Origin of the sequence: Pseudoalteromonas gelatinilytica, from assembly GCF_001641615.1 — a bacterium.
Taxonomy (GTDB): domain Bacteria; phylum Pseudomonadota; class Gammaproteobacteria; order Enterobacterales; family Alteromonadaceae; genus Pseudoalteromonas; species Pseudoalteromonas gelatinilytica.
On the sequence record NZ_LRRU01000014.1, the window covers coordinates 204,391 to 230,846 of the forward strand.

A 26,456-nucleotide genomic window follows, 5' to 3' on the forward strand; every position below is an offset into this window, starting at 1 on the left:
TCTATGAAAACATTTAATCACGCAACGACCATTATTATTACAACCATCATCCTTACGGGATAGTGGCATAGGTCGGTGCAACAAATTTATAGGCCTGTGTTCACTAGAACACAGGCCTTTTTCGTTTATGGAATGAGGAAACATAAATAATGCGAGTATTAAAATTTGGTGGGTCATCCTTGGCCGACTACGCATGTTTGCAACAGGTAGCTCAGTTAGTTAAAGAAGAATTACGCGATGAAATGTTGTTAGTACTGTCTGCACCAGGTGGTATGACAGATTCATTAGTTGCATTAGCAAGTGCTGCAGAGCAGGGGCAAGAGTTTAGTGAGCAATGGCAAGCTTTGGTTGCACGTTGTGAGCAATTAAAAGCTGCTGTCGAAGCTGATTTTGGTCAGGTAGCAAGTTGGCCTAATCTTAGTGAACTTAAGAATAAACTAGATGGTGTTGCACTTTTAAAGTGTTGTCCAGACCAAGTGCGTGCTTATGTTATCAGCTTTGGTGAACGCGTTAGTGTTGCTTTAATGGAGTGCATGCTTAAAGAAAGTAATGCTCGTTATTTAGAAGCAACAGACTGTATTGCATCAGTGGGTGGCTACATTGATGCTGAAGCAGACTTGAATGCTAGTAAGCTACGTTTTCAAGAAGCCTTAAAAGCAGCACCAAGTACTATTTATATTATGCCGGGTTTCACTGCTGCCAATGAGCAAGGTGAGCTAACAACACTTGGTCGTAATGGTTCAGATTACTCAGCTGCGATTGCTGCAGCGTGTTTAGAAGCCGACGTATGTCAGATCTGGACTGATGTAGATGGCGTTTACAATGCGGATCCGCGCTATATCAAAAAAGCCTCTAAAGTTGATTCATTATCCTATAAAGAAGCAATGGAGCTTTCTTACTTTGGTGCAAAAGTATTGCACCCGAAAACGATTTTACCTTGTGCTAAAGCAGGCGTGCCGTGTGAGATCAAAAATACTCATAACCCACGTGCTGAAGGTTCTGTGATCAGCAACGACAGTGTATCGAACGAACCTGTTAAAGCGCTATCAAGCTTACAAAACCTGGCTATGTTGACGGTGTCTGGTCCAGGTATGAAAGGCAAAGTGGGCATGGCGTCAAAAGTATTTAATGCGCTGGCACACGACAATGTTTCAATTGTGCTAATCACTCAATCTTCGTGTGAGTTTAGTATCAGTTTTTGTGTTCACGAAAGTGATTTAACGCTCGCGCTTGAAGCGCTTCAAGTTGCTTTTGAATTGGAATCACAAGCCGGTTTAATCGAACCAGTTCAAGTACAACGTAACCTTGCTATTGTCACTTTAGTGGGTGATAACATGCGTGCGCACAAAGGCTTAGCTGCTAAGTTCTTTGCCTCATTAGCACAAGCCCAAGTTAACATTGTTGCTATTGCACAGGATTCAACAGAAAGCGCCATTTCAGCGGTTATCGACGGTGAGTTATGCAACGACGCGGTGAAAGTGTGCCATGAGAACTTCTTTACTCACATTCCTTCAATCGATGTGTTTTTACTTGGCTGTGGCTTAGTCGGCCAAGAACTTATCCAGCAGTTAAAGCGTCAACAAGCATGGCTTGAAAAACGTAACATTAAACTGAACTTATACGGTGTAGCTAACTCAAGACAGCTTTATCTAGATAGCGAAGGCATTGCTTTTGATGGCTGGCAAGACAAACTAGCCGAGTCAGAGCAGGCATTTGATTTAAATCTGGTTGAGCAATTTGTTAAACAAAATCACTTAATCAATCCAGTGATCGTAGATTGTAGCTCAGCCGATAAACTTGCTGCGCAATATGTTGATTTCTTGAATGCAGGTTTCCATGTCGTTGCTGCAAATAAAAAAGCCAATACTAGCTCGTATGCTTACTATCAAGATTTAGTTGCAGCGACACAAAAGAATAATCGTAAATTTTTATACGAAACAAACGTAGGTGCCGGCTTACCGGTTCTTGATAATCTGAAATCGCTATTTGGTGCCGGTGATGAACTTATTAAGTTCAGCGGTATCTTGTCTGGTTCATTATCGTATATGTTTGGTGCGCTACAAGATGGTTTATCACTTAGCGAAGCAACGTTAAAAGCGAAAGAAAGTGGTTTTACTGAGCCAGATCCGCGTGATGATTTATCAGGTACTGATGTGGCTCGAAAACTACTGATCATTGCTCGTGAATCGGGTCTTGAGTTAGAACTAAGCGATATCGAAGTTGAATCTGTTTTACCAAAAGGGTTTGCAGAAGGTGATTCTGTAGCAGATTTTATGGCAAAACTACCATCACTTGATGCACAGTTTAACGACCGCATTCAAAGCGCTGCAAGTGAAGGTAAAGTACTTCGTTATGTGGGCACTATTGAAAACGGTCAATGTAAAGTAGGCATTGAAGCTGTAGATAGTAGCCATGCTCTTTACGATATCCGTGACGGTGAAAATGCACTGGCCATCTTAAGTCAATATTATCAACCTCGTCCGTTTGTGATCCGTGGTTATGGCGCAGGTGCTGAAGTAACGGCTGCAGGCGTATTTGCCGACATTTTAAAAACGTTAACGCGTTAGGAGCTGGTCATGATCCGTGTATATGCACCCGCTTCAATCGGGAATTTTGCTGTCGGCTTTGATGCTTTAGGTGCTGCGCTAGCACCTATCGATGGCACCTTATTAGGTGATGTTGTTGAGGTGAGTGCCGCTGAGCAAGATACTTTTGTTTGCTCTGGCGACTATGCCCATAAACTGCCTGCTAATGCTGAAGAAAACTTGGCTTATCAATGTTTAATTCATTTTAAAGAACACGTTGCGCCGACTATGCCAGCGGTAAAACTTGAGCTGAAAAAGAACCTACCAATTGGTTCTGGTTTAGGTTCAAGCGCGTGTTCTGTGGTGGCTGCGTTTGCAGCCCTTGATAAGTTCGCTGAAACGAATTTATCTCAAGAGCAACTTATCGAGTTGATGGCTGATTTTGAAGCTATTGTTAGTGGCGGCCGTCATTACGATAACATCACACCATGTTACTTGGGTGGCTTGCAATTAACTGGTGAACTTATTCCGAACAAGTCAATTTCGTTACCCGTTGATAATCAATGGTATTACGTAGCGGCTTTTCCAGGTTTTTCACTGAATACCGCAAAAGCGCGCTCAGTACTGCCAAAGCAATTATCAATGCATGACAGTGTTGAGTTTGCACAGCGACTTTCTGCGTTTAGTAGTTTATTACTAACAGGTCGCTTTGATGCAGCGCTCTCCATTATGAGTGATGAAATAGCCGAGCCACATCGTGCACCGCTTATTCAAGGCTTTGCAGAAGCTAAAAGTGCTTTACCTGAGTTTGGCGCAGAGATAGTCAGCATTTCGGGGGCTGGGCCAACATTATTTACCGTGTGTAAGAGCCTTGAAGCTGCACAAAAGTGTGCAGCGTGGCTGAATGATAATTACATCAATGAGCAGGGCTTCTGCCACATCTGTCAACTAGATCAGCTTGGCACACGACAGCTTTAAAGAATTTAAGGAATAAACATGCAATTACATAATTTAAAAGATGAAACACAACAGGTGTCGTTTGTTGAAGCGGTAAAAACGGGTTTAGGGCGTAATCAAGGTGTATTCTTCCCTAATAGTCTTACGCCAATTCAAGATATTGATGCGTTACTTGATTTAGACTTTGTTAGCCGTAGCAGCAAGATTTTATCGCACCTTATTGGTGACGAGCTTCCTGCCGATACCGTTGCACAGATGGTGCAAAATGCCTTTAACTTTGATGTGAAATTAGTTGAAGTAGAAAAAGACATTTATTGCCTTGAATTATTTCATGGCCCAACGCTTGCGTTTAAAGACTTTGGCGGCCGTTTTATGGCTGAGTGTCTTGCGCAATTTAATCTGGGCGAAAAAGTCACGATTTTAACGGCTACATCAGGCGATACAGGGGCGGCGGTTGCCCATGCTTTTTATAATAAGCCTAATATCGATGTCGTGATCTTATACCCGAAAGGTAAAATTTCATTAGCGCAACAAAAGCTATTCACTACTTTAGGTAATAACATTCACTGCTATGCGGTTGATGGCAGCTTTGATGATTGCCAAAGCATGGTAAAGCAAGCCTTTTTAGACGACGAAGTTAAACAAAAGCTTGGTCTAAACTCAGCAAACTCAATCAATATCAGTCGCTTAGTTGCACAGGTATGCTATTACTTTGAAGCGATTGCTCAATTACCAAAAGAGCAGCGCAGTAAAGCGCATATCTCAGTACCTAGTGGTAACTTTGGTAATGTGTGCGCTGCAATGATTGGTGCTGTGCTTGGTATGCCAGTAGCGAAATTAAGCGCTACCACTAACCAAAACGACACAGTGCCACGTTTCTTACAAAGCAAAGAGTGGGCGCCAAATGACACGCTTGAGTCGTTATCCAACGCTATGGATGTAAGTAAACCGAATAACTGGCCACGAGTGCAATTTATGCTAGATAACGAATGGTTTAGCTATGATGACTTTTATTCAAGCTGTGTAGGTGAAGAAGAAACAAAAGAGGTGATGAAAAAAATTCATCAAACCGGTTACATCGCAGAGCCTCATACTGCAATTGCTTATCAGGGCTTGAAAGAAAATCTAGCTGATGGCAGTGCAGGTATCTTTTTAGCGACTGCACACCCAGCTAAATTCAAAGACAGCGTAGAGCAAATTTTAGACATCGAATTGCCTATGCCGAAACCACTGGCAGATGCATTAGCAAAACAGTGTTTAGCAGAAGATATTAAGTTTGATTATCAATTGCTTCGCACTGAGCTGTTAAATAAATTAGCATAACAGCAAGTAAAGAGCGGCTAAGCCGCTCTTTTTAATGCAGTCTTTAAGTGAAGCCTTTAATGAAGTAACGAATGACTATGACGGTTTAAAACCCGCATACTTAGAATGACCCCAGCCGCAATACACAGCAAAATGCTGATCACAGAGACGAGTTCATTTTGTGTCCATTGCATCAAAGTGAATGCCGAAATAAAAATAATAAAAGGTTTAAATTCATAGTAATAGCGAAGTTTTTTTTGTTTAACTCGCTGGCTTGAATGATCGGTTCTTCTGGCTTCAGAACGCATCCGCCAAATGTTAGCACCTAATAAAAATAAGATGACACCGATTAATGTAGGCACATAATCATTGGCTAATGTGATACAACTGATGCCGAGAAAAAAGTATCCGTAGGGGACTAATTCGTATATTGGTTTAGCTAACATGAACTTATACCATCCTTGATATTGACCAGTCCTATAAGCTTAGTTTGCCCCTATAAAAACGCAATGTAACAGGGCTATTTTTTGTTGAAATAACATTTTAAAAAGCTATGAAATATTTTAAATTCATAAATTTTTATTATGTATCAATAAAAAAATATCATTATTAAAACACTGTGAAATAAATTCAATCCCTGTTTAAATATGTTCATCTTTACAAGATAGGCAAAAGTGCGTTTTAAGCGTACAATACAGCCTTCAAAAAAACACCATACACGTTGCCTTAGGAGACCCCATGTTAGAACGTAGCATGAATATTTCGGATTTCGATCCAGAGTTATTTGCAGCCATCACTAAAGAGACGGCTCGTCAAGAAGAGCACATCGAACTGATCGCGTCTGAAAACTACTGTAGCCCACGCGTACTTGAAGCGCAGGGTTCTCAGCTTACCAACAAATACGCTGAAGGTTACCCAGGCAAACGTTACTATGGCGGTTGTGAGCATGTTGACGTTGTTGAGCAACTAGCTATTGACCGTGCAAACGAGTTATTCGGCACTGACTACGCTAACGTTCAACCACATGCGGGTTCACAAGCAAACGCAGCTGTTTTCCAAGCACTTCTTCAGCCACATGATACAGTACTAGGTATGAGCTTAGCTCATGGTGGTCACTTAACTCACGGTTCACACGTTAACTTTTCTGGTAAAACGTACAATGCAATTCAATACGGCCTAAATGAAGAAACAGGCGAAATTGATTACGCTCAAGTTGAAGCACTTGCATTAGAGCACAAGCCAAAAATGATCATCGCTGGTTTCTCAGCATATTCAGGCGTTGTTGACTGGGCTAAATTCCGTGAAATCGCTGATAAAGTAGGTGCATACTTATTCGTAGATATGGCTCACGTTGCTGGTCTTATCGCGGCTGGTGTATACCCAAGCCCAATCCCTCACGCACACGTTGTTACAACAACAACTCACAAAACATTAGCGGGTCCTCGTGGCGGTCTAATCGTTTCTGCATGTGGTGATGAAGAGATCTACAAAAAGCTAAACAGTGCTGTATTCCCTGGCGGTCAAGGTGGTCCTTTATGCCACATCATCGCTGCTAAAGCGGTTGCTTTCAAAGAAGCATTACAACCAGAATTCAAAGCGTACCAAGCACAAGTAGTTAAGAACGCACAAGCGATGGTTGAAGTACTACAAGAGCGTGGCTACAAAGTTGTTTCTGGTAAAACAGACAACCACTTATTCCTTCTTGACCTAATCGATAAAGATATCACAGGTAAAGATGCTGACGCTGCACTAGGTAACGCAAACATCACAGTTAACAAAAACTCAGTACCAAACGACCCTCGTTCACCGTTCGTAACGTCTGGTCTTCGTATTGGTTCTCCGGCTATTACTCGCCGTGGTTTCAAAGAAGCTGAGTCAAAAGAGCTTGCTGGCTGGATCTGTGACGTACTAGACAACATCAACGATGAGTCTGTACAAGCAGAAGTAAAAGAGAAAGTTAAAGCTATCTGTAAAAAATTACCAGTTTACGCTTAATTACTGGTTAAACCGTAATTAAGATAACAATAGCGTTGTTTTTTGCTATTATAAAGGCCGCTTATAAAGCGGCCTTTTTTTGTTTTTTATAAACGGAAGTTGAACCCTATGCATTGCCCTTTTTGCACAGCAAAAGATACCAAAGTAATTGATTCTCGACTTGTTGGCGGTGGTCATCAAGTGAGACGTCGACGTGAATGTAACGAATGCCATGAGCGCTTTACCACCTTTGAAGGCGCTGAACTTGTTATGCCAAGAGTCATCAAGCAAGACGGTAGCCGTGAACCATTCAATGAAGACAAGTTACTGAATGGCTTGCATCGCGCTTTAGAGAAACGCCCAGTCAGCACTGAGCAGGTCGACGAAGTCGTTAACATCATTAAATCTCAACTTCGTGCCACGGGTGAACGTGAAATCTCTAGCCATTTGATTGGTGAGTGCATCATGGAATCTCTGAAGAAACTCGACAAAGTGGCCTACGTACGCTTTGCTTCGGTTTATCGTTCATTTGAAGATATTCGCGAGTTTGGTGAAGAAATCGCTCGTTTAGGTGATTAATCATGTCATTTACAGAGCTTGATACTGCTTATATGGCGCGTGCCATTGAGCTTGCTAAACACGGCCGTTTTACTACGACGCCAAATCCTAATGTTGGCTGTGTACTGGTTAAAAATGGCGAAATAGTCGGTGAAGGCTTTCATCAAATCGCAGGGCAGGGCCATGCTGAAGTCAATGCATTAGCCGTGGCTGGCGACAAAGCGAAAGGTGCTACTGCCTATGTCACTTTAGAGCCTTGTAGTCATTATGGGCGAACTCCGCCTTGTGCCGAAGGTTTAAAAGCTGCGGGTGTTAGCAAGGTGATTGCTGCTATGGTTGACCCAAACCCTGCTGTGAGTGGTCGTGGCCTACAGATTTTAGCCGATGCTGGCATTGAGGTGGCATCTGGTTTACTTGAGCAACAAGCGCGGGATTTAAACAAAGGCTTTTTAAAGCGAATGGAAACAGGGTTGCCATATGTAACCTGTAAAATGGCGTGCAGTTTAGATGGTAAAACCGCACTCAATAATGGCCAAAGTAAATGGATAACAGGTCCTAAAGCGCGCCAAGACGTGCAAGCATTTCGTGCGCAAAGCTGTGCTATCTTAACCGGTGCAGACACCGTTATTAGCGATAATGCCAAACTTAATGTCCGTGTTGATGAGTTGCCATTTAGCATGCCGACCTCGTTGCCTTTACGCCAACCAACCCGAATCATTATTGACTCACAAAATAGGTTAACGCCTGAGCTTGCGTTATTCAGCATCGAGAGCCCGGTGATAATTTTTACCACGTCGCTTGATAATCAAACTAAGTGGCCTCACTTTGTTAAACACGAAGTAGTGCCAGCAGTTAATAATAAAGTTGATTTATCGGCACTTTTAAAGCGTCTTGCTGAACTACAATTTAATCACGTTTGGCTCGAAGCAGGTGCGACCCTGGCTGGCGTGTTTGCTGAGCAAGATTTAATTGACGAATACTTTGTTTATATTGCCCCTAAGTTAATAGGTGATATGGGCAAAAGCTTACTAAACTTTGCAGAAGTCACCATGATGAGTGATATCACTGAACTGACCTTTACTGATACAGTGATGATTGGTGACGACATCCGCCTAACAGCGGTAAAAGCAAAGCAAGCCACAGACATTGAAAATAAAGAGTAGCACTATGTTTACTGGAATTATTGAAGCAACAGGTAAAATTGTTGAACTAACACAAAAGCAAGGTGATCTAGCTATTCGTATTCAAAGCGCTAATTTGGATATGAAAGACGTCAAGCTCGGTGACAGTATTGCCACCAACGGTGTGTGTTTAACGGTTGTCGCTAAACATAGCGATGGTTTTAGTGCTGACTTATCAAACGAAACCATCAGCTTAACTGGGTTTGCTCATTACAAAAAAGGGCAAACAGTTAATCTTGAAAAAGCCATGCAACCTATTTCTCGTTTAGGTGGACACTTAGTGTCAGGCCATGTTGATGGTATTGCGACCGTTGAAAGTATCAGCCCTAATGCTCGTGCAACAGAGTACTGGCTAAGTACAGATAGCGATTTAATGAAATATATTCCGTACAAAGGTTCGGTGTGTATTGATGGCATTAGCTTAACGGTCAACGAGGTCGAGCAAAATCGCTTTAAGTTGACGATTGTTCCGCATACTGCTGAGCAAACTACGATTGCAGAATTTCAGGTGGGGACTCAGGTGAACTTAGAAGTTGACCAGATTGCTCGCTATTTAGAGCGCCTAATAAAAGGGGCCGAACAACCTTCCCGTTCAGACATATCAATGAGCTTGCTCGCACAAGCTGGCTTTATTAAATAAGTACAGATACGTCACTATTAATCATACTCTCATGGGCACATTATGAATTTACACAGCGCGCAAGAAATTATCGATGACATTAAAGCCGGTAAAATGGTTATTTTAATGGACGATGAAGACCGAGAAAATGAAGGCGATTTAATTATCGCAGCAGAGCACATTAGTGCTGATGCTATCAATTTTATGGCAACACATGGTCGTGGTTTAATTTGTTTAACAATGACACAAGAGCGTTGTCAGCAGTTAGATTTGCCGTTAATGGTGAAAAATAACGGGGCTGCTTTTTCAACTAACTTCACCATGTCGATTGAAGCAGCGAAAGGCGTAACAACGGGTATTTCAGCAGCTGACCGTGCTCGTACAGTGCAAGCGGCAATTGCTAAAGGTGCCGTGCCGAGCGATATTGTACAACCAGGGCATATTTTTCCTATCATGGCGCAGCCAGGTGGCGTGTTAACACGTGCTGGTCATACCGAAGCAGGTTGTGATTTAGCGCGTTTAGCAGGTCTTGAGCCTTCATCTGTAATTGTTGAAATCTTAAATGCAGATGGCACCATGGCTCGTCGCCCAGATCTTGAAGTATTTGCTAAAGAGCATGACTTAAAGATTGGCACTATTGCAGATTTAATCGAATACCGAAACCTAAACGAAACCACCATTGAGCGCGTTGCTAAATGTAAACTGCCAACAGATCACGGTGAGTTTGATTTAGTGACCTACAAAGACACTATTGATGGTCAGCTTCACTATGTTTTACAAAAAGGTGAAGTATCGAAAGATGAACCTACGCTAGTACGTGTTCACTTACAAAGCACCTTTAACGACATTCTATTATCAGATAGAAGTGCTGATCGTAGCTGGGGCTTATCAGATGCAATGGCTTATATCGCTGAGCACAACGGCGTGCTGGTTATTTTAGGTAAACAAGAATCAACTGAAGACTTAGAAGCAACCGTTAAAGCGTTTGCTGCTGAAGATGCGGGCGAAAATGTCAGTCATCGAAAGTTCCAAGGTACATCGCGTACAGTGGGCGTGGGGTCTCAGATTTTGGCTGATTTAGGTATTGAAAAGATGCGCTTAATGAGCCGTCCTAAGAAGTACCATGCATTATCTGGTTTCCACTTAGAAGTGGTTGACTACGTTGAGCCGCGCTCTTAATTAGGGAAAACAGATTTTCTAGGCTACTTTTATATTTTTGTGGTATTATGCGCCGTAATTTTTGCGCAATCGCAACCGCTTAAACTTATTTTTTAGGGTTATTAAATGAAAATTATTGAAGGTAACAAATACGCACCGGGCAAAAAATTTGCCATTGTCATTTCTCGCTTTAATGACTTTATTGGTAGCAGCCTATTAGCAGGTGCTGTTGATGAGCTTAAGCGCACAGGTGGCGTATCTGATGACGACATTACTGTTGTTTACGTACCAGGTGCCGTTGAATTACCTTTAGCAGCGAAACGCGTTGCAGCAAAGAAAGAACACGATGCAATCATCGCTTTAGGCGTAGTGATCAGAGGTGGTACACCACACTTTGATTTAGTCGCTGGCGAATCAAACAAAGGTCTTGCGCAAGTATCTCTTGAGTATGATATCCCGGTTGCATTTGGCGTATTAACCACTGAAAGCATTGAGCAAGCAATTGAGCGCGCAGGTACCAAAATGGGTAATAAAGGCGGCGAAGCTGCTTTAGGCGCGCTTGAAATGGTTAATGTGTTAGACAAAATTTAAGTTTAAGGAATCTCTGTGAAACCAGCAGCAAGACGTAAAGCACGTATCTTAGCACTTCAAGCCGTATACTCTTGGCAGTTAAGCGGTAACCCAATTGCTGATATTGAACAGCAAATGTTAATTGAAAATGATGTGACTAAGATCGACGTCGAATATTTCAAAGACCTAGCACGCGGTGTTGTTGTTAACTGTAAGCAATTAGATGAAATCGTTGCGCCACATTTAGCACGCCCAGCAGATGAGTTAGACATGGTCGAAAAAGCAATTTTACGTCTGTCTGCCTATGAGCTGAAATTCCGTGAAGACGTACCTTACAAAGTGGCAATCAATGAAGGCATTGAGCTTGCGAAGATGTTTGGTGCTGAAGACAGCCATAAGTTTGTCAACGGTGTACTTGATAAAGCAGTTAAAGAGCTGCGTAAGTAAGTAGCCCCGTAAAGGAGAGCCGGCTTGGGCCGGCTTTTTTGTGTATGAAGGAATTTGAACTAATCAATCGTTACTTTAAGGGTCGTGGCATTATTCGCCGTGATGTGAACCTAGGTATTGGTGACGATTGTGCCTTAGTAACTGTGCCTGAAAACTGTCAATTGGCGGTAACAACAGACACCTTAGTTGCGGGCGTACACTTTTTTGATGACATCTCTGCGCGTGCCCTTGGGCATCGGGCGTTAGCTGTTAATTTAAGTGATCTTGCGGCAATGGGCGCTGAACCTACGTGGATTTCGGTTGGCTTAACCTTGCCTGAGGTAAATATAGAGTGGCTTGAAGAGTTCACTGAAGGTATGCATGAAATTGCAGAGTACTTCAATGTGCAAATCATTGGTGGTGATACCACCCAAGGCCCTTTAACTATTACAATCTGCGCTAAAGGTATTGTGCCTGAAGGCAAAGCACTACGCCGTAGCGGTGCTAAAGTTGGCGATTGGATTTATGTAACAGGCCCATTAGGTGATGCTGGTGTAGCTATTGAAGCCCGTAAACAAGGCCTTGATATTGCCCCTGAACATTTAAGCTATTTAAATAATCGCTTTGATTATCCGACGCCTCGTGTAGCAGCAGGTCAGGTTTTGCGAGGCGCGGCCTCTGCGGCTATCGATATTTCTGATGGCTTGTTGGCAGATTTAGGCCATATTTTAGCGCTATCGCAAGTTAGTGCGGTGATCAATGTCGATAAAGTGCCTGTTTCTGATGCATTAAATTCGTCGATTCCACGTGCCGAGCAGTTTGATTATATCTTAAATTACGGTGACGATTACGAGTTGCTGTTTACTGTGCCTGAAAGCAATAAAAGCATGGTTGATATGAAATTACGCCAATATGGTGTTGAAGCAAGTTGTGTTGGGCAAATTAAAAGTGGCGAAGGTGAGATTGAGCTATTACTTGATGGTGAAAAGTTTAACTATCAAGGAAAGGGCTTTCAGCACTTCGCGAAGGAGCCGGTTTGAGCAGTAACCGTTTATTCAATTTAAAACGCCCACACCAATTTTTTGGTTTGGGTTTTGGCTTAGGCCTTGCCCCTAAAGCGCCAGGCACATTTGGTACTTTTGCTGCTTTGCCATTTATTTTCACCACGATGTACTTTCCGCTGTGGTTACAGATTGTGTTTGCAATCGTGATCAGCGTGTTTGGTATTTGGGCATGTGGTAAAACAGCAGATGACTTAGGGGTACATGATCATCCAGCCATTGTTTGGGATGAAGTTGCTGGTTATTATATCACCATGATTGGTGCTGCATTGAGTTGGCAGTCACTGTTGGTGGGTTTTTTATTGTTCCGCTTTTTTGATATCGCTAAACCAGGTCCTATCCGAATTTTAGATAGACGTTTACACGGTGGCTTGGGCATCATGGCTGATGATATTTTAGCAGGTGTTTTTTCATTAATTTGTGTTCAAGCCTTGTTTAAAGCTGGTTATTTACCTTTTTAAACGATGAGTTAAGTGTTACTTGGTGGCAAGTATATGATGCGATTTCTAGTTGTCTGTTTGTTGGTGTTTTGCAGCATGCCTGCGTTTGCATCTATCACAGAGTATGTGGTCAAACAGTGGAACATCCAAAATGGCTTGCCATCACAATCCTTAAAAAGTATTGCCCAAGATGAGCAAGGCTATATGTGGCTGGGTACCCAGTTTGGTCTAAGCCGCTTTGATGGTAACACGTTCACTAACTTCAATACGCAAAACAGCGACTTCCTGCCAAGTAATGGTATTAATAAACTATTAGTCGATAGCACAGGGTTACTTTGGGTTGGTACCAAAAATGGCTTGGTAACACTGGACCCTAAGACCATGATGTCGCAGACCTTTAATGTAAAAGGCCCGGTTCGCGATATTCTCGAAGATTCCAAAGGCAGCATTTGGATTGCAGCCAATGGCCTTTATTATGTTGCTCGAAATCAAGTCACACTCAATCAAAACTCCGCGTTAATTGTACCGGTCTCCAATGCCACCGCTATTACGCAAATTGTTGGTTCGGTGAGTCAAATGGCATTATCGCCAGAAGGCATTTGGCTGGTCAATGAGCGCCATTTATTGCGTTTAACCAATACTTCATCTGACTTTGCTAAATTACGATTAGAGCTTACTGCCAAGGTTTCATTACCTGAGCGTTTAGCACAAACCATTATTCATGATATGGCGTGGCTTGAAGGTAACTTATACCTTGCCTCAGAGCTGGGTGCCTACTTTCTTGATTTAGATGACGAGCTGCGTCCATTCCCACTGCCCAATGCGAGTAACTCTGCCGTTTATAAATTTATGAGTGACTCTGATGGGGCGCTCTGGATTTCGACTTACGGCCGACTGTTATTTCGTGATAACTCAGGGGATTGGCAATGGGTTGAGCCAAGCCAGCTCGATCAAAGCATTTGGTTTGCCGATATTTTCCGTGACAATCAAAATAACATTTGGCTGGCAAGCTTCAGTGAAGGCTTATGGCTTGCTCACGAGGGGCGTATTGAGCGTCACTCAGCTATCTCAAATATGACCGAAGCGGTGATGGCGATTAGCCAAGCACCTGATGGCAAATTATGGGTAGCTAACCGCAGCGGTGTCGGCTACTTCGATTACAACAAGAATTTTGTAAATCAAATTCCGAGTAATCAATTTGGTCGAGCTGCGGTACACGACTTACAATTTGATGGTGATCGTTTGTACATCGCAACAGGCCGCGGTGTGTTTTATTACGAAAACCAAAACTTGTATACGGTGCCGGGGCGAGCACTGCGCGATAACCCAGTATTCGCAATTAGCCGTTCTAGCAAAGGCGGTTTTTGGCTAGGTACAGGCCGCGGAATGTACCGCTTAAGTTATGGTGGTTTAACACCTTTTGCATACAATGCCTTCTTAAGTAGTAAATTTATTACCTATGTTCTGGATGAGCAAAACTTTGGCTTAATTGGCACCAGTAAAGGGGCGTATTACTTTACCGACCGCGGTATTGAAAAAATTGGCGACCAAACTAGCTTAGAAAGTGCCTACGTCACCAGTATTTTGAATATTGAAGGGGTGGGTATATTAATTGGCTCACTTAACGATGGTTTATTTTATCGCAGTACCAAAGGCCAATGGCGTCAGTTAGATGCGACCGATGGTCTACCTTATGGCTCTATTTTTAGTCTGGTTTACGATAAGCAATTAAAACGTATCTGGGTCAGCACCATGAAAGGCGTATACCGCATGCCGGTAGAGCAGTTTGGTACAGATATCGAGAGCTTAAAAGTAGAACAAGTGATTTCATCGTTTGACCGCCAACTAGATGGTAAAGCCAGTCAATGTTGTGCCGGCCTTGGCCACGATGCTGTAGCAGACACGGGTAACTCTATTTGGTACCCAAGCTTACAAGGTGTGGTAGAAATACCTAAGAGCGTTGAGCTTTTTGGTGTTCAAGCACTTAAGCCACGTATTGAAAGCTTGATCACGCCGCTTCGTCATTTAAGTACCGCAACCTTAGGTGATAAACCACAGCTGCAAATTGATGAACGCGATGTAACGTTAAAATACACCGCGATTGATTATTATGCCCCTTCAAGTATCGAGTTCCGCTATCGCTTAAGTGGCTTAGACAGTGATTGGCGTTATGCCAATACTCGTCGTGAGGCAATTTATACCAACTTACCGCCAGGGTCGTTTTTATTCCAACTTGAAGCAAAGCGCCGTGGTGAAGATTGGCAAAAAGCACGTCGTACTGAGTACAGCTTTGTAGTGCCGCGCCGTTTTGATGAGACTATTTATTTTAGACTCTTGATCACCAGTAGCTTTATTTTACTGTTCTACCTTGTATTTTGGGTATTTAGAGCGCAAGAGAAACGTAAGCAATTAGCGCTTGAAAGCTTAGTAACAGAACGAACCGTAGAGCTTCGAGAAGCCAACGATAAGCTTAACCAAGTGAATTCACAGCTTAAGTTAGTTAGTCACTCAGATGAGCTTACAGGGTTACGTAGTCGCCGCTTCTTATTTGATCAGCTCCCTAAAGATATCGAACACTTCCAGCGTAACTCGCAGTCATTGCAAGCGCAGGGTAAGTCGCTCGTTCTATTGATAATTAACTTTGATAACTTCAGTCGCATTAATGATGCGTATGGCCCCCTTGCTGGCGATAGCTGTTTACAACAAATGGCGACTTTATTGAATAGTCGTACTCAAGGTTCTGACTATGTTGCACGCTGGAGTGGCGATGAGTTTTTACTCTTACTACGTGACTTCAAACGCACAGCGATAGACAATTATGTGGCCGATTTATGTGAAGCAATTGCAGCAAACCTATTTAGATTACCGAATGGAGAATCGACCACCATTACTGCGTCGATTGGCTGGTCTTTCTACCCATTACCTTTATTGGGTGGCCAAGTTATTGGTTGGGAAACCTCAGTTAACCTTGCCGATATCGCACTGCACCAAGTTAAAAAGCGCGGTGGCGATGGCGTTGCAAATATTACCTTTGATGAGCAATTAGATGCGTTTGAGTTCGAGCAAAGCAACAATGTTGATCAGCAACTTAGTGCACTACAAGCTAATGGCTTAGCCGATATTAAAATTTGGATGCGCTAGCGTTTCTATTGGTATTAAAAAAGGAGCCTTAAGGCTCCTTTTTTGTGAATGGTGTTTGGCTTAAGCCATGAACTCTTTGATGCGAGTTAAGATACCATTTGCATCTAGGCCCATTTCGGCATGCATTTCATCTTGCGTACCATGCTTAATGAATTCATCTGGAATACCTAAGTTCAAGATAGTCACATTTGCTTTAATTGCAGCTAAGTATTCATTCACAGCAGAACCTGCACCGCCAGCAATGGCGTTGTCTTCTAAGGTAACAATCACATCATGGTTATTAAGTAACTCACTAATAGCATCAGTATCAAGCGGTTTGATAAAGCGCATATCAATGACTGTTGCGTTAAGCGCTTCTGCAGCTACTTTGGCGTTCTCTAAAAGCGTACCGAACGACAAGATGGCCACTTTGCTACCTTGTTTGATACTACGCGCTTTACCAATTTCAATCGCACTCATGGTTGATTCAACCTCACACGTGCCTGCACTACCACGCGGGTAACGAACAGCGACAGGTTGATTGCATTGGTAACCAGTATAAAGCATTTGACGGCACTCGTTCGTGTCGCTTGGTGCCATGATAACCATATTAGGAATACAGCGCATAAAGCTTAAGTCATAAGCACCTTGGTGAGTTTCACCATCTGCACCAACAATACCAGCACGGTCAATAGCAAATAAAACAGGTAAGTTTTGTAATGCTACATCGTGGATAAGTTGATCGTACGCACGTTGTAAAAAGCTTGAATAAATAGCAACAACAGGCTTCAAACCTTCACATGCAAAGCCAGCAGCAAGCGTTACAGCATGTTGCTCTGCAATCGCCACATCAAAGTATTGAGCTGGATACTCTTTTGAAAAACGTACCATGCCTGAGCCTTCACGCATCGCTGGGGTAATTGCCATTAGCTTGTCGTCTTGTGCTGCCATATCACATAACCAGTCACCAAACACATTTGAGAATGTGGCAGCGCCTGGTTTTGATTTTGGTAATTTTGACATGCTCGGATCAAATTTTGGTACACCATGGTAACCAATTGGATCCGCTTCAGCAGGCTTATAACCTTTACCTTTTTGCGTTTTAATATGCAGTAACTGCGGGCCTTTAAGGTTACGCATATTACGTAAGGTATCAACCAACATATTTACATCATGACCATCAATTGGGCCGATGTAGTTTAGGCCTAATTCTTCAAAGAACGTGCCTGGAATGACCATACCTTTTAAGTGTTCTTCCATGCGGCTAGCAAGTTCTTTCACTGGCGGTAAACCTGAAAGCAGCTTTTTACTGCCTTCACGAATATTGGTGTAGAAACTACCAGATAAAATACGAGCAAAGTGATTATTTAGTGCACCTACGTTTTCTGAAATCGACATTTCATTATCGTTTAAGATAATTAACACGTTAGGGTTTACATCACCCATGTGATTCATTGCTTCAAATGCCATACCCGCCGTAATCGCACCATCGCCAATAACCGCTACAGTTTTACGATCTTTACCTTCTTTTTCAGCGGCAATGGCCATGCCTAAGGCTGCTGAAATTGAGGTGCTCGAATGGCCAACACTGAAAGTGTCGTAAGGGCTTTCTTCACGGAATGGGAAAGGGTGCAAACCGTCTTTTTGACGGATAGTATGCATTTGGTCACGGCGACCCGTTAAGATTTTGTGCGGGTATGCTTGATGACCCACATCCCATACTAAACGATCTTCAGGAGTGTTATAAACATAATGCAGCGCAACTGTTAGTTCAACAGTGCCTAAACCTGATGCTAAATGACCACTACTTTGCGAAACCGAGTTAAGTAGGTATTCGCGTAACTCTTTACTAAACGCAGGTAACTTGTCTTGCGCTAAATCACGCAGTTGTGCTGGTTCGTCAACCAAACTTAATAATGGATACTTGCTACTATCAAGTGTCATGATTTTTTATACATCCTTCGCTAACCAGAGTGCATTATAGCCCATTGCTGCTCTGATTTTTTAGTTATTTTGTCTTTCTTTTGTAGGCATTAATAATTACGTTCAACGATATAGCTAGCAAGGCTCGCCAGTTCGCTGGTGTCGTAATCAATTGCCTCAAGAGCTTGATGAGCTTGAGCCAGTAAATCTTGTGCTTTTTGCTTTGCGCCAGCCATACCTAATAAAGCAGGGTAAGTTGCTTTATTAGCTGCAATATCTGAACCTTGTGGTTTACCCAATGTTTCAGTATCAGCTTCTACATCAAGGATATCGTCTTGTACCTGAAAAGCCAGTCCTATTGCTTGGCCAAATAGGTTTAATTGCGCGAGGGTATGTTCATCGCAATTTTTAGCACACAACGCACCAAGTGTAATTGCACAATTAAGTAATGCGCCTGTTTTTAGCTGGTGAATGCGCTCCAGCTGTTCAACAGTAATTTGTTTATCGGTCGCTTCGATATCCAGTGCTTGTCCACCTACCATACCCTCAATACCTGAGGCTTTGCTTAACGAGGCTATCATTTTTACTTGTTGCGTAGCTGAAACTGCAAATTGATGGTTGGCGATTAAATCAAATGCCAGTGTTTGTAATGCATCTCCGGCAAGTATGGCTTGCGCTTCCCCGTAAACAATATGACAGGTAGGACGGCCACGTCTTAAGTCATCATCATCCATGGCAGGTAGGTCATCATGGACTAATGAGTAGCTATGAATACACTCAATAGCAGCGGCAAGAATATCAAGATCGGCTTTGTCTGCGCCCATCATTCGGCCAGTTGCATAAACAAGGTAGGGACGTAAGCGCTTACCACCATTTAAAACACCATAATGCGTGGCTTCTTTGATGGTTTTTTCGGTATTAAGTGGTCGTTCGAAATAGCGATTTAAATGTGCTTCAACGTCTTCTCGAGCGCGTTGTAGTTGTTCTTTTAATTGCACTTAATTAGTCCAGGTTTGAATCAAAATTGCTAAGAGGCGCTTGGCTATCGTTGCCCATTAAAATGGCAACCTTTTGTTCGGCTTGTTGTAACTTACCAGATGAAGCATTCGCCAGCGCAATGCCGCGTTCAAACTGTTTTAGTGACTGCTCTAGCGACAGTTCACCTTGCTCCATTTGTGCAACAATTTGAGATAATTCATCCAGTGCTTCTTCAAAGCTTAAGTTTTCTGGTTTCTTTGTTGCCATTGTGGCCTCGATAGCTGTTAGAAAGTGAGGCCAATTTTAGGGGGAATGCTAAACTAGGTCAAAGAATGATGTGTTTTTTTACGCATAATCCATTTTCAATATGCTATTTTTACGGTTTTAGATACAGCTTAAACTTGTAGCTTAAAAATCTTACATTAAAATAAAATTAATTCATTTAATGATTTAAGTATTTCAATTGCTTGCCGATAAGCAGTTAATAATAAAAATTTGATGCCTATGGGTGTCGTGTAATTGTTCCTCTGGAGGGGTATGTGGATTTAGCAACCATAATAGGTATTCTTGGTGCCATAGGCTTAATTGCTATGTCGATGGTGTTAAGTAGTGACGGCCAAGTTGCAATGTTTTACAACACGCCTTCGGTGGTCATTGTATTTGGTGGTTCGATTTTTATCGTATTATCGAATTTCACTATGGGGCAATTTTTGGGCATTGGTAAGGTCGCTGCGAAAGCCTTTATGTTCAAAATTGAATCGCCAGAAGAATTAATCGAAAAAGCAGTAGAATTAGCTGACTCAGCACGTAAAGGTGGTTTCTTAGCATTAGAAGAAGCCGAAATCCCTAACGGCTTTATGCGTAAAGGGGTTGATATGTTAGTGGATGGTCATGATGCTGATGTGGTACGAGCTACACTGCAAAAAGATATTTCCCTTACTGCTACTCGCCATGAAATTGGTGCAGGCTTATTTAAGTCCCTCGCCGATATCGCTCCAGCGATGGGGATGATCGGTACACTGATCGGTCTGGTTGCTATGTTGTCAAACATGGATGACCCTAAAGCAATCGGTCCTGCAATGGCGGTTGCTCTTTTAACAACACTTTATGGTGCTTTCTTAGCAAACGTTGTTGCTATTCCTATTCAGGTAAAACTAGAGCTGCGTAAAGATGAGGAAGCGCTTAACCAACGCTTAATTCTTGATGCAGTACTGGGTATTCAAGATGGCCAAAACCCGAAAGTGATTGAAGGTATCTTGAAAAACTACTTGGCTGAATCAAAACGTAAAGTTGATACCGAGGAGTAGGGGATGTCTGATCAAGAGTGCAAATGCCCACCACCAGGCTTACCTGCTTGGATGGGAACTTTCGCAGATTTAATGTCACTATTAATGTGTTTCTTTGTACTCTTACTTGCCTTCTCTGAAATGGATGTACTGAAGTTCAAGCAAATTGCCGGCTCTATGAAGTTTGCTTTCGGTGTACAAAATAAAATAGAAGTAAAAGATATTCCTAAAGGAACCTCAGTCATTGCCATGGAGTTCACGCCTGGTAAGCCTGAACCCACTCCAATTGAAACGATTCAACAACAAACCGTAGAAATGACGCAGCAAATGCTTGAGTTTCAGGCCGGCGACGAAAGCTCTGCCGGTGGTCGTCAAGAGCAACGCGGTAACAAGCGTGGTGGTGAGTCACAAAGTACGGCTCAGCAACAAGCCTTGGAACAGTCAATTTCTGCGGCTGATCAAGAACAAACAAATGAACTTGTGAAGAAAATTGCCCAGCAGCTAGAACAGCAAATAATGGATGGGGCAATTGAGCTTGAGTCATTAGGCCAACAAATTATTATTCGCATTCGAGAAAATGGTTCATTCCCGTCTGGCAGTGCGTTTTTACAGCCAAAATTTAAACCGATTATTCGAGATATCGCCACGCTGTTAAAAGATGTGCCGGGCGAAATTACCGTGTCAGGGCATACTGATGATTTCCAAGTATCGAATGAGCTTTATACGAATAACTGGGATTTATCATCAAAACGCGCAGTGGCAGTCGCCAGTGAAATGGAAAAAGCACCAGGCTTTGATAAGTCACGAATGGTCGTGGTAGGGCATGCTGAAACAAGGCCCCTTGTACCGAATGTGACCGATGAAGATCGTAAACGAAATCGCCGTGTTGAAATCTCTATCATGCAAGGCAAAGCACACGAATCTGACCCTATTGATGTAAGGCCGTAAATCAATTAAAGTGAAACTTCATTAACACATGTAATGGAGTATAAAAATGAAAAAAGTTGATAAATATAGCTACATGCCAGGCAATGGTGATGGCGGTGATGATGATAAAACTGATTAAGACGCTTTATTGTGCCTGATTGGTTTGAACAAATTAGAGTTATTTTGAGCAATAGCTGGGTGTTCATTTTGAGCCCAGCTATTATTATTTTTTATCTTCGTAAAGACTGGCCTGCATTTTACTTTGCTGTTATCACAGCCGCTTTCTTCCTATACGGGACTCTTATTTATTCTGCTTTAAAAGCATTTGATGACATTTATATCTGGCGCTATGTCGTTTGGGCTTTTAATGATATTGCTTGGATGGCTGTCATTGCTTACTTAGGTATTAAAGATAAAGTTTACTTATGGCAAAGTGCTTTGGGGCAACTTGTTGTTATAATGGCGCCCATTTTGCAATTGTTTCGTTTAGTTGACCGCCATCTGTGGGATTTGTCATACAGCACTTACATGTATAAGACCCTGCTACCGCTAATCAATATTGGGACTGTGGTCGTCTGCTATCTACCCCTCATTTACCTTTTTACTCGACGTAGCCCGCAGACGTAAGTCATTCCTTAGTTAAAATTCTTGTGCTAGACTACTGTTTATAAAAACAGTATTTAGTGTTGCGTTATGAAACTTTACATTGCCGAAAAACCGTCCTTGGCGCGAGCCATTGCAGATGCATTGCCTAAACCACAAAAAAAACAGGATGGTTATATAGAGCTTGCTAATGGTGATTGTGTTTCTTGGTGTATTGGTCATTTGCTTGAACAAGCAGAGCCAGATGATTACGATGCAAGTTTTAAAAAGTGGCGATTTGAGCACTTACCTATCGTGCCAGAACAATGGCAATTAAAACCTAAAGCAAAAACACGCAAACAACTTACTGTATTAAAAAAGCTAATTAAGCAGGCAAACATAATTGTTCATGCTGGCGACCCTGATCGCGAAGGCCAGTTATTGGTTGATGAGGTAATTGAACAGGTCAAATTAAGCCAAGCTAAGAAACAGCAAATTCAACGACTATTAATCAGCGACTTAAACTTAAGTGCGGTGAAAAAAGCACTGAATAACTTAAAGTCGAATCGCGATTTTATTCCCTTGAGCGTATCAGCCTTAGCTCGCTCACGTGCCGATTGGTTATTTGGCATGAATTTAACTCGCGCTTATACGCTTGCTGGGCAAAAAGCTGGATTTGGTAATGTGTTATCTGTTGGGCGTGTACAAACGCCTATCTTAGGTTTAGTCGTTAATCGTGATAATGAAATCGCTAATTTTGTAGCAAAACCTTTTTACGAAGTTTTAGCACACCTTGAAACAGAGCAGCAGCAAACATTTTCTGCTAAGTGGCAACCAAGTAAAGCTTGCGAACCTTATCAAGATGAAGAGGGTAGAGTATTGCATAGAGGGCTTGCTGAAAATGTTGTATCACGAATAACTAATCAGCCAGCTAAAGTAGCTGAGCTTGAGCAAAAGCAAAAAAAGCAACAAGCCCCGCTACCTTATAATTTATCCGCTTTACAAATTGATGCGGCAAAAGCATTTTCAATGCCAGCGCAAAAGGTGCTCGATACCTGTCAAAGTTTATATGAACGTCATAAGTTAATTACGTATCCTCGTTCAGATAATCGCTATTTACCAAAAGAGCATCATAAAGATGCAGCTAAAATTATTGCTGCTATTGCGAATAATGAAGGGCAAGCAAGTGAAGCTTGCAAGCAAGCCGATATGAGTAAGCGGAGTAAATGTTTTAATGATAGTAAGGTTGCAGCTCACCACGCCATTGTTCCTACCGAAAAACAACTTCGCTCAGCCTCATTAAATAGTGATGAACAAAAAATCTATCGGTTGATCTGCCGTCATTATTTAATTCAGTTTTATCCAGACTATCTATTTAACGAAACCAAAGTAACGGTCGAAATTGCGGGTGGGCTTTTTAAAGCAGCGGCTAAGCAAGATGTTAGCTTAGGCTTCAAAGCATTAATGGGCAAAACCGAATTAAAAGATGAGCAGACCTTACCGCCACTTGAAAAAGGTCAGCAGCTGCATTGTAATCAAGGTGAAGTGGTAGATAAAATGACAACACCGCCAGCACACTTTACTGATGCTACCTTATTAAGTGCTATGACAGGTATCAGCCGCTATGTGAAAGACCCTGAAATTAAAAAGATCCTCAAAGAAACTGATGGCTTAGGCACTGAGGCTACACGGGCAGGTATTCTTGAACTTTTATTCAAACGCCGCTTTTTAGAGCGTCAGGGTAAAAACATTCTAGCTACCGCAACAGGTAAAGCTCTCATAAGTACATTACCAGAGCAGCTTGCTAGCCCTGACTTAACAGCTAAGTGGGAAGCGTCGTTAGGGAATATAGCTGAGCAACATATGAGTTATCAGCAGTTTTTAACGCCATTACTAGCAGAGCTGCATGCTTTAGTTGAGCAAGCAAAGCAGTGCGACAGTCAAGTATTCGCCCAATTACCAAAAACGCCGCAAAAGCGACGTTTTAAAAGAAAAGCTAAGCCTAGAGCCAAGTCAGCCTAAACTACTTTTTGTTGAATAGGGCAACCGCGGCGTTACTCATCGCTGTAATGCCAGTAGGAAGCGCCTTCTTGTAATCAGGCGCAAACTTACTTGAGTGTAATGAAGGTAATGTTGCGCCAGATTGCATTGCTGCATCATATTGACTCGGTTCAACACCACCTAACCAAAACAAAGTAATTGGTACGTGCTGCTCTGTACGACCATAAAGACCAAAGTCTTCACCTGCCATGACAGCTTCAGTTTCAAGTACATTCTCTTCACCAATAGCGTTAGCAATTGCTGAACGCACTAGGTTGGTTTGAGCTGGATTATTATAAGTTGAAGGAATTGATTCGTCTTCATGTACATAGACTTCAGGCGCTAAGCTTTCATCAAGGCCAGCACTTAATGCTATGCCTTTAGAAATTCGTTTAATCGCCGCGATTTGTTGTAAACGAACTTCAGGGTTATAACTGCGCAGTGTCAGTTGTAGTTTTACTTCATCTGAAATGACATTGTGTTTAGAGCCACCATGAATTGAGCCAACAGTAATAACAGACGGTTCTAATGGTGACAATTCACGGCTCGTAATTGTTTGTAGTGCTAATACAATGCGCGAAGCAATCACAACAGGGTCTATTGTTGTATGAGGATAGGCACCGTGACCGCCTTTACCCTTTACAGTAATATCAACAGAGTCAACACTTGCCATCGTATATTCAGTTTTCATACTGACTTTACCAGCTGGAACACTCGCACTTACATGTAACCCAATAACATGGTCTGGGGTAGGGTACTTAGTAAAGAGCCCTTCTTTAAGCATTGCTTTTGCACCACCGCCTACTTCCTCTGCGGGTTGTGCGACCATCATTAGTGTACCTTGCCACTGATCTTTGTGGGTCATTAACTGTTGTGCTGTGCCAATAAATGAACTCATGTGAATATCATGACCACAACCATGCATTACGCCAACAGTTGCACCCGTATCATTAGTGACGGTTACTTTAGAAGCGTAAGGCTTACCGGTTTGTTCAACAATTGGTAATCCGTCAGTATCAGTGCGGATCATAATTGTAGGGCCATCACCATTTTCATAAATCCCAACAACGCCGTAACCCCCTACATTATCTGTAACAGTAAAGCCTAGTTGTTTTAATTGCTTTGCTATCTTTTGGCCTGTTTGTTTTTCGTGGTACGACAGTTCAGGAGATTGATGCAAGTCTAAATAGAGCTTTTCAATCTCAGGCATAGTTTGTTGAAGGTTTAAATCTAGTGTTGTTGCTTGTGCGAATGGACTAAGAAGTAATAAAGCTGCAGAAATAGCAGATAATTTCATAATGACCTCGACCTGTGGGACTTGTAATTGTTATGTTTGCCACTATATAAAAACCTAAATACTTATATAGTGCAATCAATCAAATGAATAATATGATAAATCTTACCCCGCAAAATTTGCAGCAAGCTTTGGGTGAAACATCCGCTGAAAAATTAGTGTTACTTACTTTTTACTCTGCGCAAAATCCTGAGTGTCATCAGCAAGCTGCTATTTTAGAAAAAATCGCACATGAATATGGTGAGCATTTATTGGTAGCAACATTAGATTGTGATATTGAGCAAGCTCTTGCTGGGCAACTTGCTCAACAAATTGGTTTACAAGCATTACCAACACTTGTGATGTTAAAAGATTCTGCACCTGTCGATATGTTACCGGGTGCTCAAACAGAACAGCAAATTCGTGATGCGCTTGCAAAACATTTACCAGCACAGCACGAGTTATTATTAGAGCAAGCTAAACAAGCGTTAATTAATCAAGATTTAAATAATGCCTTTAATTACGCAAAGCAGGCTTACGAGTTAGATCCAAGCCATACGCGTGTAAAATTAGTATTAGCTGATATCTGTATTCAAATACATAAATTAGAAGATGCGCAAGCATTGTTAGCTTCAGTTGCAGAAAATGAACGAGATGCGTATTTCACAAATATTCAAGCAAAGTGTGAACAAGCATTAGCTGCAACAGATTCACCTGAAATAAAAGCACTACAAACGAAAGCTGAAAAATACCCAAATGATTTAGAGATAAAAGTAGAACTAAGTAATGCACTTAATAGTGCGGGTCGTAAAGAAGAAGCTTTAGAGATGTTATTTAATGTACTTAAAAAAGATCTTAATTACGCAGATGCAAAACCAAGCTATCTAGAAATTATCGCTTCTTTACCTGATGGCGATGCCTTGGCATCTAAGTATCGCCGTAAGTTATATAGTATCTTGTACTAATCCATTATTGATTGATAAAAGCGCCATTAAAAATTGTGGCGCTTTTTTTATTTAAAAACTTGCGTATTACCTAATTTCGATAATACTTAAGATCCTCTCGAGAAAAGTTGGCTGTATTTTGTACAGTAAACTGTGTTTTTTACTGCCTTTAGCTTGTTTTTTGCGCGAAAGGTAAGTTTTTAGTAGTTTTCTACAAAAAGTGCTTGCGTTAATTCTTCGCATCCCTATAATGCGCATCCACTGACACGGCGGGCAGCAATGAAAAGCGCTGAACAAGGTGACAGAGAGTTAAGTAAAACTTCGGTTTAAAACGGTCTAAAAAGAAAGTTTAAAATTAAGTGTTGACTCGAAAATTTAAGGATGTATTATACGCATCCCTAGCGACAACGTCGCAACGTTCTTTAACAATATAAAGCAATCATCTGTGTGGGCACTCGTACAGATTGAGTTCTAACAGCAGAACTACTTCGGTAGGGACGCAAACAAATTTAGAGTCTCAATTGAACTGAGTGACCAACGGAAACAAGTTTACTTGTTTCAGCACAGTCAATTCGATATCGAAAGATATCAAAATTCAGAATTCATTGAGCA

The 26,456-nt window shown here is 42.0% G+C and carries 23 protein-coding genes; 18 read left to right on the forward strand and 5 right to left on the reverse strand.

The features are described 5' to 3' along the window. The first annotated feature begins 149 nt into the window (after nt 1–149). The 3 genes from thrA to thrC are packed head-to-tail and all read left to right on the forward strand — an operon-like array spanning nt 150 to nt 4,805. Nucleotides 150–2,567, forward strand: a complete 2,418-nt coding sequence (thrA, locus tag NH153_RS06765; protein WP_063702234.1) for a bifunctional aspartate kinase/homoserine dehydrogenase I — start codon at nt 150–152, stop codon at nt 2,565–2,567. A 9-nt stretch (nt 2,568–2,576) separates the two neighbouring features. Further along, complete coding sequence (thrB, locus tag NH153_RS06770) at nt 2,577–3,503, forward strand: homoserine kinase (RefSeq protein ID WP_063702236.1); 927 nt, start codon at nt 2,577–2,579, stop codon at nt 3,501–3,503. A gap of 18 nt (nt 3,504–3,521) precedes the next feature. Next, nucleotides 3,522–4,805 (forward strand): threonine synthase, encoded by a 1,284-nt coding sequence (thrC, locus tag NH153_RS06775; protein WP_063702238.1) that lies wholly within the window; start codon nt 3,522–3,524, stop codon nt 4,803–4,805. Nucleotides 4,806–4,861: 56 nt separating this feature from the next. Here thrC and NH153_RS06780 read toward each other — a convergent pair whose 3' ends face one another. Beyond that, nucleotides 4,862–5,230 carry a hypothetical protein gene (locus NH153_RS06780; RefSeq protein ID WP_063702240.1) on the reverse strand — a complete coding sequence of 123 codons (369 nt, stop codon included), beginning with the start codon at nt 5,228–5,230 and terminating at the stop codon, nt 4,862–4,864. A gap of 292 nt (nt 5,231–5,522) precedes the next feature. Between NH153_RS06780 and glyA the strand changes: the two genes are divergently transcribed. The 10 genes from glyA to NH153_RS06830 all read left to right on the forward strand — a co-directional run bounded on the left by glyA (nt 5,523) and on the right by NH153_RS06830 (nt 15,912). Continuing rightward, nucleotides 5,523–6,779 (forward strand): serine hydroxymethyltransferase, encoded by a 1,257-nt coding sequence (gene glyA, locus NH153_RS06785; protein WP_063702242.1) that lies wholly within the window; start codon nt 5,523–5,525, stop codon nt 6,777–6,779. Nucleotides 6,780–6,887: 108 nt separating this feature from the next. Further along, nucleotides 6,888–7,337, forward strand: coding sequence for a transcriptional regulator NrdR (gene nrdR / locus NH153_RS06790; RefSeq protein WP_054552576.1), 450 nt, complete (start codon nt 6,888–6,890; stop codon nt 7,335–7,337). A 2-nt stretch (nt 7,338–7,339) separates the two neighbouring features. Then, nucleotides 7,340–8,479 (forward strand): bifunctional diaminohydroxyphosphoribosylaminopyrimidine deaminase/5-amino-6-(5-phosphoribosylamino)uracil reductase RibD, encoded by a 1,140-nt coding sequence (gene ribD, locus NH153_RS06795; RefSeq protein WP_063702244.1) that lies wholly within the window; start codon nt 7,340–7,342, stop codon nt 8,477–8,479. Nucleotides 8,480–8,483: 4 nt separating this feature from the next. Next, nucleotides 8,484–9,137 (forward strand): riboflavin synthase, encoded by a 654-nt coding sequence (locus NH153_RS06800; protein ID WP_063702246.1) that lies wholly within the window; start codon nt 8,484–8,486, stop codon nt 9,135–9,137. A 42-nt stretch (nt 9,138–9,179) separates the two neighbouring features. Further along, complete coding sequence (ribBA, locus tag NH153_RS06805) at nt 9,180–10,295, forward strand: bifunctional 3,4-dihydroxy-2-butanone-4-phosphate synthase/GTP cyclohydrolase II (protein ID WP_063702249.1); 1,116 nt, start codon at nt 9,180–9,182, stop codon at nt 10,293–10,295. 105 nt (nt 10,296–10,400) lie between these two features. Next, nucleotides 10,401–10,865 carry a 6,7-dimethyl-8-ribityllumazine synthase gene (gene ribH, locus NH153_RS06810; protein WP_036966328.1) on the forward strand — a complete coding sequence of 155 codons (465 nt, stop codon included), beginning with the start codon at nt 10,401–10,403 and terminating at the stop codon, nt 10,863–10,865. A 15-nt stretch (nt 10,866–10,880) separates the two neighbouring features. Beyond that, on the forward strand, nt 10,881–11,291 hold the full coding sequence (nusB, locus tag NH153_RS06815; RefSeq protein WP_063702251.1) for a transcription antitermination factor NusB: 411 nt from the start codon (nt 10,881–10,883) through the stop codon (nt 11,289–11,291). Between the two features lie 44 nt (nt 11,292–11,335). Further along, nucleotides 11,336–12,310, forward strand: coding sequence for a thiamine-phosphate kinase (thiL, locus tag NH153_RS06820; protein WP_063702253.1), 975 nt, complete (start codon nt 11,336–11,338; stop codon nt 12,308–12,310). After that, nucleotides 12,307–12,792, forward strand: a complete 486-nt coding sequence (locus NH153_RS06825) for a phosphatidylglycerophosphatase A family protein (RefSeq protein ID WP_063702255.1) — start codon at nt 12,307–12,309, stop codon at nt 12,790–12,792. Before thiL ends, NH153_RS06825 begins: the two co-directional genes overlap by 4 nt. A gap of 33 nt (nt 12,793–12,825) precedes the next feature. Next, complete coding sequence (locus NH153_RS06830) at nt 12,826–15,912, forward strand: ligand-binding sensor domain-containing diguanylate cyclase (protein WP_063702258.1); 3,087 nt, start codon at nt 12,826–12,828, stop codon at nt 15,910–15,912. Nucleotides 15,913–15,972: 60 nt separating this feature from the next. On the opposite strand, the gene dxs is transcribed toward NH153_RS06830, so the two are convergent. The 3 genes from dxs to xseB form a co-directional block, all read right to left on the reverse strand. Continuing rightward, entirely contained in the window at nt 15,973–17,835 is a 1,863-nt protein-coding gene (gene dxs / locus NH153_RS06835) for a 1-deoxy-D-xylulose-5-phosphate synthase (RefSeq protein WP_063702260.1), read from the reverse strand. A gap of 89 nt (nt 17,836–17,924) precedes the next feature. Further along, nucleotides 17,925–18,812 (reverse strand): (2E,6E)-farnesyl diphosphate synthase, encoded by an 888-nt coding sequence (gene ispA / locus NH153_RS06840; RefSeq protein ID WP_063702262.1) that lies wholly within the window; start codon nt 18,810–18,812, stop codon nt 17,925–17,927. A 4-nt stretch (nt 18,813–18,816) separates the two neighbouring features. Further along, entirely contained in the window at nt 18,817–19,059 is a 243-nt protein-coding gene (gene xseB, locus NH153_RS06845; RefSeq protein ID WP_054552565.1) for an exodeoxyribonuclease VII small subunit, read from the reverse strand. 272 nt (nt 19,060–19,331) lie between these two features. On the opposite strand from xseB, the gene pomA reads away from it, so the two are divergent. From pomA to NH153_RS06865, 4 genes are all read left to right on the forward strand, one after another. Then, nucleotides 19,332–20,099 (forward strand): flagellar motor protein PomA, encoded by a 768-nt coding sequence (pomA, locus tag NH153_RS06850; protein ID WP_063702264.1) that lies wholly within the window; start codon nt 19,332–19,334, stop codon nt 20,097–20,099. Nucleotides 20,100–20,102: 3 nt separating this feature from the next. Then, nucleotides 20,103–21,026, forward strand: a complete 924-nt coding sequence (locus tag NH153_RS06855; protein ID WP_063702266.1) for a flagellar motor protein MotB — start codon at nt 20,103–20,105, stop codon at nt 21,024–21,026. Nucleotides 21,027–21,155: 129 nt separating this feature from the next. Next, nucleotides 21,156–21,632: a hypothetical protein gene (locus NH153_RS06860; protein ID WP_063702268.1), complete on the forward strand. Its 477-nt coding sequence runs from the start codon at nt 21,156–21,158 to the stop codon at nt 21,630–21,632. Nucleotides 21,633–21,698: 66 nt separating this feature from the next. Beyond that, nucleotides 21,699–23,609: a DNA topoisomerase III gene (locus NH153_RS06865; RefSeq protein ID WP_063702270.1), complete on the forward strand. Its 1,911-nt coding sequence runs from the start codon at nt 21,699–21,701 to the stop codon at nt 23,607–23,609. Nucleotide 23,610: 1 nt separating this feature from the next. Here the strand turns inward: NH153_RS06865 and NH153_RS06870 are convergent, their stop codons facing one another. Then, nucleotides 23,611–24,924 (reverse strand): M20 metallopeptidase family protein, encoded by a 1,314-nt coding sequence (locus tag NH153_RS06870; RefSeq protein WP_063702272.1) that lies wholly within the window; start codon nt 24,922–24,924, stop codon nt 23,611–23,613. 83 nt (nt 24,925–25,007) lie between these two features. Between NH153_RS06870 and NH153_RS06875 the strand changes: the two genes are divergently transcribed. After that, a complete protein-coding gene (locus tag NH153_RS06875; RefSeq protein ID WP_063702274.1) occupies nt 25,008–25,865 on the forward strand; it encodes a tetratricopeptide repeat protein in 858 nt (285 codons plus the stop codon). Nucleotides 25,866–26,456 lie beyond the last annotated feature (591 nt).

Excerpts from the sequence above, each read along its gene's own strand:
- NH153_RS06830 (WP_063702258.1), top strand. The coding sequence starts at position 12,826 with ATGATGCGATTTCTAGTTGTCTGTTTGTTGGTGTTTTGCAGCATGCCT.
- thrA (WP_063702234.1), top strand. The coding sequence starts at position 150 with ATGCGAGTATTAAAATTTGGTGGGTCATCCTTGGCCGACTACGCATGT.
- ribBA (WP_063702249.1), top strand. The coding sequence starts at position 9,180 with ATGAATTTACACAGCGCGCAAGAAATTATCGATGACATTAAAGCCGGT.
- NH153_RS06870 (WP_063702272.1), bottom strand. The coding sequence starts at position 24,924 with ATGAAATTATCTGCTATTTCTGCAGCTTTATTACTTCTTAGTCCATTC.
- dxs (WP_063702260.1), bottom strand. The coding sequence starts at position 17,835 with ATGACACTTGATAGTAGCAAGTATCCATTATTAAGTTTGGTTGACGAA.
- glyA (WP_063702242.1), top strand. The coding sequence starts at position 5,523 with ATGTTAGAACGTAGCATGAATATTTCGGATTTCGATCCAGAGTTATTT.
- NH153_RS06800 (WP_063702246.1), top strand. The coding sequence starts at position 8,484 with ATGTTTACTGGAATTATTGAAGCAACAGGTAAAATTGTTGAACTAACA.
- NH153_RS06855 (WP_063702266.1), top strand. The coding sequence starts at position 20,103 with ATGTCTGATCAAGAGTGCAAATGCCCACCACCAGGCTTACCTGCTTGG.
- NH153_RS06865 (WP_063702270.1), top strand. The coding sequence starts at position 21,699 with ATGAAACTTTACATTGCCGAAAAACCGTCCTTGGCGCGAGCCATTGCA.
- ribH (WP_036966328.1), top strand. The coding sequence starts at position 10,401 with ATGAAAATTATTGAAGGTAACAAATACGCACCGGGCAAAAAATTTGCC.
- thrB (WP_063702236.1), top strand. The coding sequence starts at position 2,577 with ATGATCCGTGTATATGCACCCGCTTCAATCGGGAATTTTGCTGTCGGC.
- nrdR (WP_054552576.1), top strand. The coding sequence starts at position 6,888 with ATGCATTGCCCTTTTTGCACAGCAAAAGATACCAAAGTAATTGATTCT.
- NH153_RS06875 (WP_063702274.1), top strand. The coding sequence starts at position 25,008 with ATGAATAATATGATAAATCTTACCCCGCAAAATTTGCAGCAAGCTTTG.
- thrC (WP_063702238.1), top strand. The coding sequence starts at position 3,522 with ATGCAATTACATAATTTAAAAGATGAAACACAACAGGTGTCGTTTGTT.
- ribD (WP_063702244.1), top strand. The coding sequence starts at position 7,340 with ATGTCATTTACAGAGCTTGATACTGCTTATATGGCGCGTGCCATTGAG.
- NH153_RS06780 (WP_063702240.1), bottom strand. The coding sequence starts at position 5,230 with ATGTTAGCTAAACCAATATACGAATTAGTCCCCTACGGATACTTTTTT.
- xseB (WP_054552565.1), bottom strand. The coding sequence starts at position 19,059 with ATGGCAACAAAGAAACCAGAAAACTTAAGCTTTGAAGAAGCACTGGAT.
- thiL (WP_063702253.1), top strand. The coding sequence starts at position 11,336 with ATGAAGGAATTTGAACTAATCAATCGTTACTTTAAGGGTCGTGGCATT.